Here is an 8,006-nt window from a genome sequence, read left to right on the forward strand (position 1 = left end):
GAGCCAGGATCAAACTCTCCAATAAAGTTAGTTTGTCTAGCATCTAAAAATAAAAATTGACGTTTCACGTTGTTTGTTTCGTTCAGTTTTCAAAGAACTACTCGGTCGCTCATTTGCGACTTCCTTATGTTAACATCTTCGTTAGTTAATGTCAACTAAGTTTTTCATTTTGTTTATCGCGTTCTGCGTTATTGCATCGGCGACTTGTTTTATATTACACCTCTATACTCTAATCGTCAATACCTTTTATCCTTTTTATTTTATAAATTATAAAGGGGCTTAAACCGTCTTCATTTATAACTCCGTACCTAGAGATTTATAAACTGGTGTAGTCACTTTCATATTCAACACTTTATACTCTCTTACACCTTTCTAAAGAATGAATATCAAACCAAACAAATATATATTAAAAGTAGCATTTTTTATTGCAAGTACATTCCAGCCACATTTACAATTATCTTCTACTACTTCTCTCTAGGAGTTATAAGTACGCCATACATTTACTAAAAACCTAATTAACTTAGGAGGCGTTATGAAATGCATGTTAATAAAAAGATTATTTATGTATCCCATGATGCCCATTTCCACGGAGCGCAGCTGCTTTCTTTACATACTATTAAAGCTCTTAAAGAAAACTTTAACTACTCTGTCGCAATTATTTCTATTGGAACGGGCATTTTAATCCACGATTTTCAAAAGTATGGTCCTGTTTATTGCCTAGAGGAAAACTACCCAACGGAAGAAAAGGTCGAATTGTTAATAAAAAAGTTATTATTACAAGACTACACCATCGCCATATGTAGTACCGTCATAAGTGGGGATATAGTTGCATTACTGGCTAAACACAATATAAAAGTTATTTCATTAATACATGAATTGCCGCATTTAATACAACAGTACTCTGCCGAGGGAAAAGCTAGAAACATTGCCGAGTTTGCTTACAAAATTGTCTTCCCTTCACAGTACGTGTATGAAAAGTTCCGTACAATCACCCAATTAGACCATCAAAAATGCCACATTCTCCCTCAAGGCTTGTTTAACCACAATCCTTATAAAAACGATATTGCAAAAGCTAGAAGCGAATTACGAAAAAAACACAACTTGCCTCTAGATAGCAAAATCATTTTAGGAGTAGGTTTCGCTGATCATCGAAAAGGGATAGATTTATTCTCACTTATTGCTTACTCAGTAAGAAAGGTTCATAGGAATATTCATTTTATCTGGGTTGGGAGAACGGATGTTCACTTTTTAAACACGCTATCCCCAAGATATGCAGCACATTTCACATTAGTGGACCCTACTCCAGATATCGGTTTATATAACGCCGGGGCTGATTTATATTTATTAACTTCAAGAGAAGATCCTTTTCCCAACGTTGTTTTAGAAGCATTAGATACGAAAGTCCCTGTTATAGGGTTTAAAAACGCTGGAGGTTTTGAAGATGTTGTTACGGAACAAACCGGTGCATTAGTAGACTATTTAAACTTACCGATGATGCTAGAAAGAATATATGAATTTATTGGAGATGAAGATTTACGATTACAAAAAGGTAGCTTTGGCCAAGAACTTATTGAAAAAGATTTCAACTTTCTTCATTACATTTATCAATTATTAAACCTGCTTGAACATAATTATAAAAAAATAAGCGTCATTGTACCGAACTATAATTACGAAAAGTACTTACCTGACCGAATTAAATCCATATTCAGCCAAACCTATCCCCTTTACGAACTAATTTTCCTAGACGATGCCTCTACTGACAATAGTGTATCTATATTTGAAAAGCTGCTCTCAAACGAAAATAAGCCCCACCTAAAAGTTCAGGAAATTATTAATGATAAAAACTCTGGCTCTGTATTTAAACAATGGATAAAAGGCGTCTCTGCAGCAACCGGTGATTACATTTGGATTGCAGAGGCTGATGACTTATGTGATCAGACATTTTTAGAAGAAGTAATACAAGGGTTTCATATAAATAGTAATGTTACCTTAGGCTACACACAATCAAAATAAATAGATGAACAGGGAAATATCCTGGCCAATCATTATTTGGATTACACAAATGATATTGATAAAGAAAAATGGCAGCGTCCTTATTTCCGAAAAGGGATAGATGAAATACAAGATACGTTACTTATCAAAAACACGATACCTAATGTCTCAAGTGTAGTTTTTAAAAACATAGACATGAAAACAACAGCAAAACAATTAGAAAAGTTTAAAGTAGCTGGTGATTGGTTTTTCTATGTTTCTATCCTTAAAGAGGGGGACATTTATTTCAATCCAAAGCCGCTAAACTATCATAGACGACATACAAATAGCGTAACGAGAACAGAAGATTCATATTCCCACTACAGTGAAGTTGTACAAATGCAGAATTCCATTGAAGAAACCTTTGCTATCGACGACATTTCAAAAAAGAAAATGTACACATATAGAAAGTACCTTAAAGCATATTTGAAGATTTAATGATATGTTTCCCTCACCATTATTATCTCTTGTAAGACGTTACTATCATTTAAGGGGGGTTACTCTTTGAAAGAATTTATAGGGGCAAATAAAGATTTGATTTCTCAAATGGCACACGACTACAATGTAAATGCAAGCATCCATCCAGAGGATCACATCTTTCAATTCCTTGTCACGAATCCAGTCTTTCCATCTAAAAAAGAAGCGATAGATTATTATTTTAAAGATGGAAGAAAATCAGCAGAAACACTCTTAGATTTAATTACTTCCTTTTATCCTCCTGTAAATACTCCAATTCAATTATTAGAATTCGCATCCGGATATGGCTGCGTAACACGTCATTTATTAAATCAGCAAACGAACTTAAGTATAACTACTTGTGATATACACGAAGAGGCTATTACTTTTATTGAAGGCACATTAAATACTTCATCTATCTTATCTCACCCTGAACCAGAACAAGTAAAATTAGCCTCGTCTACGTATGATATTGTTTTTTGCCTATCCTTTTTTTCTCATATGCCTGATACAACCTGGTTTCGTTGGCTTCAAACATTGTATAATGCTGTTTCTCCTGGCGGCTTATTCATTTTCACAACTCATGGTTATCAAAGTAAAAAGTACTTCAACTTTCCCGATTTAAATGAACAGGGTTATTGGTTTCTCCCCTCTAGCGAACAACTGGATTTAGATGTTCATCAATACGGGCAAACGATCGTTAGCCCCTCTTACGTATGTGACAAAATTAAATTATTACCTTATAACCCTATTATCAAAAAATACACTGAAGGTTTTTGGTGGGAACATCAAGACCTTTGGGTAATACAAAAAGAAATAAAATAATAAACCACGCTCTACTTATACAGAAGTAGGGCATGGCTTATTATTTTTTACTATATAAGAACTCTTCAATCCATAGCTTATTTAATCTAATTCCACTTTTGAAATCTATTTTCGGTTCCCAATTACATTCTTGTCTGACTCTATCTATATTTAAAATGATTTTTTGAACATTTTCTTGCTTTTGTTTATAGCAGATAAAATCCACTTTTCTTTCCGTTAATTTCTCCAGTTCTACTATAATTCGTTTTAAAGAGAGACCCTTGCCACTCCCTATGTTATACACACAAGATTTCAAGCGATTTAATTGTGATAGTTGTATAGTGATTTCCACTAAATCATCGATATAAATATAATCTCTAACAATCTCTTGTGGATTCCCATATATATTAATTTTTTCATGACTGAGATGCTGATACAAAAAACAATTTATTGCCCCAACTTTCTTTAAAGGATTTTGATATGTCCCATACGGATTAGAATATCTACATACAACATAGTCAATTCCATATTTTTTCTTATAAAAGTACAAATAATTTTCAAGCGACACTTTTGTTATTCCATAAGGAGAAAGTGGTTTTAATGGATGTTCCTCATCAATAGGTAAATATTCAGGCTCACCATAAACCGTGCCTCCAGAAGATGCTAATACAATTTTTTTAATAGGGAAATTTTTAATGCTTTCCATGAAGTTAAGAAAAAAAAAGCTACTGTTGATATCTCCAAAAACATCTTCAATTGAAGTTGCTACATTAGACGTTGCAGCTAAATAAATAATAATATCCACGTTCACTAAAGCTTTATATATATCTTCTACATTCGCTAAATCACCTTTAATAAACTCAACCTCACTTATAATATTTTGAGGAAAATTATTTATATGTCTAGAAAATACTTTTACATTTTGACCTTGTTTCAATAAACCTAATGCGAGGTTAATACCAATGAAACTATTTCCACCTACTATTAAATAATTATTCTTCCTCATAGTATCCTCTCTAGTAATAAGATTTTTGCCTATCACACCTAGAAATACAAATAAATGAACTTGGTCACTTCTATTATTCATTCTCTTATAATTGTATGCCCCTTATAAATTTTCATTATCTTTATTTTATATTTTCCTTTTAGAATCACTACCTTATTTAAGCTAACCACAAAAAACACTCATAATATTTAATCATTCCTATGAATATATTGGATTAGTAAAAGCCTCCCCTCTCCATAAATAAAACTTTCAAAAAGGAGCACTACATTTATGAAGAATGTAAATCAAGAGCTTTTAAATCAGGTAATCCTACATAAAAATCGAATCCCACATTTCCATAAAGACTTTCCCCTTATACTATTCTGGAGCCATAGAAGCGGATGCACTACTTTAGCTAATTGGTTCTTTTTTCAAATTGGATTGTTTAATGAAGCAAAAAAATACCATGACTTTATTCATTACTATGAATTCTGGGTGTATAAAAACAACACCAGCTACATACCAGAGTTACAAAATGGGCTTCTAACAGCAAAAAAAGATATTTGTAAACTTGTGCGAAATCCCTATACAAGGGCTGTCAGCTCATTTTTATTACTTGCGGACAATCCATATGCTAGCCCTCAATAGGAAAGCATCCGCCATTACTTGTATAATGACAAATATAGTAACCGAGGAATATCATTTAAACAATTTTTATATTACGTTCGAGCATTCGGTTCCAATTCCCTAGCAATGGATATACATTTTAGCCAGCAATACGTTCCAGGTGAAGAAAAATTTATTCAATACTATATTCCTTTAGAAGATTTTAATACTCAAATCACCAAATTAGAACATACGTACGATTTAGTTAAATCCAATTTAGCGCTACTTACAAATTCAGATCATCATCGCGCTCATAAAATGCTTTATACAGGAAGCTATGCAGAGCTCAGCATTACGGATGCCGCCTTCCCTTGCTTTCCGACATATGAAAGTTTTTATGATGGAGAGACCATGGCATTAGTTACAGAAATATATGCACAAGACTTTGAAATGTATCCGTACACAAAAGGGATATTTTAAATCGATACATTCTTCAATGAATAAAAGCGAATGTATCGCATAGCATAAAGTGAAACTTTAATTAGCGTGGGGTTCTCCCCCGCTAATTATTCCCTTCTATCAATCTTACCTTTATGGATTCCTTAATTTTCACCCATCCTCTTTGCTTTCGCTAATTGTTGATGTGTGTGTCATATGCATTTTTTACACAGGAGTGATGTCATGTGGAAGGTAATTTGAAGCACAATAATGGATATTGCGTTATTTGTGAGAAGAAAGCTACATTTATAGAGCATAATGATTGGCTTAGAGATCACTACTTATGCTCTACATGTCACTCTATACCAAGGCAGCGAGCTCTAATCCATGCTTTAAATACATTTTTTCCAAAATGGGGTTCCTATCATATCCACGAATCCTCTCCTGGAGGGATTACAACCCAACTACTAATAAAAAACTGCAAAAACTATACATACTCTCAATACTTTAAAAACTATCCTCTTGGCCAATACTTTCAAGGGATTAGATGTGAGAACTTAGAAGACATGACTTTTCAAAATGAATCTTTTGATTTATTCATTACTCAAGATGTCTTTGAACATGTAATGGAACCAAACAAAGCCTTTAAAGAAATAGAGCGTGTATTAAAGCCTGGCGGCGCTCATGTTTTTACTGTCCCTTGGTATCACACACTCCCAAAAACTTTGCAAAGAGCAAGAATCAATAAGGAAGGAATTGAGTATATTGAAGAGCCAATTTATCACGGAAATCCTATTGATGAAAATGGGTCTTTAGTAACATTTGATTGGGGCCAAGATATGATTGAATATATTTATACACATGCAAATATGTATACCATTGTTTATTTACAAAAGGATAGATCCCTGGGGTTAGATGCTGAATTTCTACATGTTTTTATTAGTAAAAAACACGAAAATGATTTTTAGGCACTATATAATTTGGAGGTTAACAAATGAATAACTTTAAGTTAGGAAGTGATTTTGATAACCTTGTTAGCCCGCTTTCTGATATTGAACTTCTTAATCTATTTATACAAAGTTGCTCACAAACAAAGATAAACGGCATCCAAGTACCTATGTTCCCTTCCGAAGAAATTCAACAACAGTTTGTAGGTGCTTCCTATGAGCATGCTCTTTATGAAGCATATTTGTTTTATAGCCTTGTAAAAACATATGCCCATAATTTAGGTGTTCCCTTGAATAAAGAACGGAAAATTTTAGACTTTGGTTGCGGATGGGGAAGAATCATACGCTTCTTTTTCAAAGATGTTCGCCATAAAAATTTACTTGGTATTGATGTAGATCCTGTAATGATTAACCTTTGTAACGAAACATTAGGAAGAGGCAGATATAAAATAGCTCCCCCACAACCTCCTGTAGAATTTATTAATGACAACTCATTAGACATCATATTCGCTTATTCTGTATTCTCACATTTATCCGAAGAAACTGCAGAAAATTGGATAAAGGAATTTTCAAGAATTCTTCGTCCAGGTGGAATCTTCATCGCCACAACACAAGCACGCTATTTTCTCGATTTCTGTCAGCAATTTAAGGAACACCCTGAATTAATTCAAACGGGATGGCATAAAACTTTATCTAAAGCTTTCCCAGACATAAGTCGTGCCATCTCAGATTATGAAAACGGAAATTTTGTCCACAGCCCTACAGGAGCTGGAGACGTTAGAAATAGTAGCTTCTATGGGGAAACCGTTATACCTAGAACTTATATTGAAAATCACTATGAGAAGTATTTAAAACTACAGGACTTTTTTGATGATGCAAACCGATTACCCCAAGCTCTATTTGTTCTCCAAAAAGATTAATTCTTTTCACCCATGGTAATGCACGTGATTTCATAATGAAAAGAGTTATTTATCTCATCCATATCGAGCAAACTGTAAAAATGAATTCATTGTGGAGCATACAAAAACAGTAAGTAAATAACATATCTCGCGCTTTAAACTGAATCCCAAAAATCAAAAGTAACTTCCCACCACTTGAACTACAAAGAACATAAGGGGGATATTACTTTGTAGAAACATTAAACAGCTTTCCACTTCCTAATATAAATAGATTCGATGCTAGCATTCAATTCGAACCTTTTTATACAATTGCTCATGATAGCTCTTCAGACATAAATAAGATAATATATGAATCTGGTAAACAAATAAATACTTGGGATTATGATAAAGTGTGGATGTATATACTAAAGCGATCTCCTCCAAAGAAAAAAACATTTCCCGGTGCCTTTGTGGACTGGGACAACACAGCACGCCGCAAAGACTTAAATAGCAGTATCTTTGTAGGCTCTACTCCTGAGAAGTTCACAATATATTTAAGCAAGCAAATTCACCGTACGTTCTCCCTTTATGATAGTGAGTTTTTATTTATTAATGCGTGGAATGAATGGGCAGAAGGTACTTACTTAGAACCAGATAAAAAGCATGGATTCGCCTATTTAGAAGGAGTTAAGCAGGCAATTAGCAGAGGTATGAAAACATACAAAAAAGACGAGTCATACTGACTCGTCTTAAAGTTGCTTGGCGACGTCCTACTCTCACAGGGACAAGGTCCCAACTACCATCGGCGCTAGAGAGCTTAACTTCCGTGTTCGGTATGGGAACGGGTGTGACCTCTCTGCC

General features: G+C 33.9%; 4 protein-coding genes, 1 rRNA gene and 3 pseudogenes. 6 read left to right on the forward strand and 2 right to left on the reverse strand.

From position 1 onward, the window contains the following. Positions 1-537 precede the first annotated feature (537 nt). Both ACXVYO_RS00085 and ACXVYO_RS00090 read left to right on the forward strand, forming a co-directional pair. A pseudogene (locus ACXVYO_RS00085) lies at positions 538-2,469 on the forward strand (glycosyltransferase). A 66-nt stretch (positions 2,470-2,535) separates the two neighbouring features. Beyond that, positions 2,536-3,312, forward strand: coding sequence for a class I SAM-dependent methyltransferase (locus ACXVYO_RS00090; RefSeq protein WP_458465718.1), 777 nt, complete (start codon positions 2,536-2,538; stop codon positions 3,310-3,312). 40 nt (positions 3,313-3,352) lie between these two features. Here the strand turns inward: ACXVYO_RS00090 and ACXVYO_RS00095 are convergent, their stop codons facing one another. Next, a complete protein-coding gene (locus tag ACXVYO_RS00095) occupies positions 3,353-4,297 on the reverse strand; it encodes an NAD-dependent epimerase/dehydratase family protein (RefSeq protein ID WP_458465719.1) in 945 nt (314 codons plus the stop codon). A gap of 270 nt (positions 4,298-4,567) precedes the next feature. Here ACXVYO_RS00095 and ACXVYO_RS00100 point away from each other — a divergent pair. The 4 genes and pseudogenes from ACXVYO_RS00100 to ACXVYO_RS00115 form a co-directional block, all read left to right on the forward strand. Continuing rightward, positions 4,568-5,362 (forward strand): annotated as a pseudogene (locus ACXVYO_RS00100) (sulfotransferase family 2 domain-containing protein). 203 nt (positions 5,363-5,565) lie between these two features. Beyond that, complete coding sequence (locus ACXVYO_RS00105; protein ID WP_458465720.1) at positions 5,566-6,288, forward strand: class I SAM-dependent methyltransferase; 723 nt, start codon at positions 5,566-5,568, stop codon at positions 6,286-6,288. Positions 6,289-6,314: 26 nt separating this feature from the next. Then, on the forward strand, positions 6,315-7,187 hold the full coding sequence (locus ACXVYO_RS00110) for a methyltransferase (protein WP_458465721.1): 873 nt from the start codon (positions 6,315-6,317) through the stop codon (positions 7,185-7,187). A 197-nt stretch (positions 7,188-7,384) separates the two neighbouring features. After that, positions 7,385-7,888 (forward strand): annotated as a pseudogene (locus ACXVYO_RS00115) (glycoside hydrolase family 99-like domain-containing protein); the annotation flags it as partial. A gap of 14 nt (positions 7,889-7,902) precedes the next feature. Here ACXVYO_RS00115 and rrf read toward each other — a convergent pair. After that, positions 7,903-8,006: ribosomal RNA gene (gene rrf, locus ACXVYO_RS00120) — 5S ribosomal RNA — on the reverse strand; the annotation flags it as partial.

It is taken from the genome of Bacillus sp. BC08, from assembly GCF_054326875.1.